Genomic DNA, 1,196 nt, shown 5'->3' with positions numbered 1-1,196 from the left:
GATCTGGTCTTAGTGTTCAGGTGGCAGGTAGCCAGGCGAACCTTCAGTGGCCATGGCCAACTGGGTACGCATCATGATGGCGTCGGCAAAACCGCGCAGCAGCATGACCATGGCGACGATGATGTACATCACGCCGATTTTCTTGTGGTCAACCGAAGTCAGCCACTCGGTCCACAAGTAAGTCCACTTCTTGAAGTAGGTGATTGCAGCGAACAGCGCCAGACCACCGAGCGCGATCATGGCGATGGTAATCATCACGATCGGTTCGTGGAACGGGACCGCTTCCCAACTTAATTTACCAAACATCGTTTACTCCTCTGCCCCGGCAGCTGAATGCGAACTCGATTCGATTTCCGTTGCCGCCACTTCTTTCTCTTTCTTCTCGTGCTTCAGCGGCTTGCCAGGTTTCATGCCTTCGTACTTGTCGACGATGATCTGGAACTGGTTAGGCGTGACCGAGGAGTAGAGCTCGACTGGGTTGTTCTGGCTTGGCTTGGAAAGGGCTTCGTATTCAGCTTGATCAAGCTGTTTAGGTGCCTTTTTGACTTCACTTACCCAAGCGTCGAAATCGGCCTGAGAAGTCGAGATAGCCTTGAATTTCATGCCGGTGAAACCAGCACCGCTGTAGTTGGCGGAGATACCGTCCATTTCAGCGTTGCGATCGGCGATCAGGTGCAGTTTGGTCTGCATGCCCGCCATCGCGTAGATCTGGCCACCCAGGCCCGGGATGAAGAATGAGTTCATCACGGCGTCGGAGGTGATCTTGAAGTTGATTGGCGTGTTAGCCGGGAACACGATCTTGTTGACCGTGGCAATGCCTTGTTCCGGGTAGATGAACAGCCATTTCCAGTCGAGCGCGACCACTTCGATGGTCACCGGCTTGACGTCGGACTGGATCGGACGATACGGGTCCAGTTCGTGGGTCGAAATGTAGGTGATGTAACCCAGCGCGATGATGATCAGGACCGGGATGGTCCAGACCGCCACTTCGATTTTGGTCGAGTGCGACCATTTCGGGGTGTAGACGGCGTCAGTGTTGGACGCACGGTACTTCCAGGCGAACAGGAAGGTCATGACGATAACCGGCACAACGACCAACAGCATCAGCAGCGTGGGGGGGGGGGGGGGGGGGGGGGGGGGGGGGGGGCGCCCGCCCGCCCCCCCCCCCCCCCCGGGGGGGGGGTGGGGGGGGCGGG

General features: G+C 57.7%; 1 protein-coding gene and 1 pseudogene. Both read right to left on the bottom strand.

The genetic code is table 11. The features are described 5' to 3' along the window. Positions 1-12: 12 nt before the first annotated feature. Positions 13-306 (bottom strand): annotated as a pseudogene (locus ACIOZM_RS31940) (cytochrome o ubiquinol oxidase subunit I); the annotation flags it as partial. 3 nt (positions 307-309) lie between these two features. After that, positions 310-1,196, bottom strand: an 887-nt coding sequence (gene cyoA / locus ACIOZM_RS31935; protein ID WP_401221685.1) for a ubiquinol oxidase subunit II, incomplete at its 5' end; no start/stop codon positions are given.

It is taken from the genome of Pseudomonas sp. NPDC087346, from assembly GCF_044744235.1.
In the GTDB taxonomy this organism is placed as follows: Bacteria; Pseudomonadota; Gammaproteobacteria; order Pseudomonadales; family Pseudomonadaceae; genus Aquipseudomonas.
Note: the sequence above shows the minus strand (reverse complement) of the source record. Positions and strands in the feature narration are given on the sequence as shown.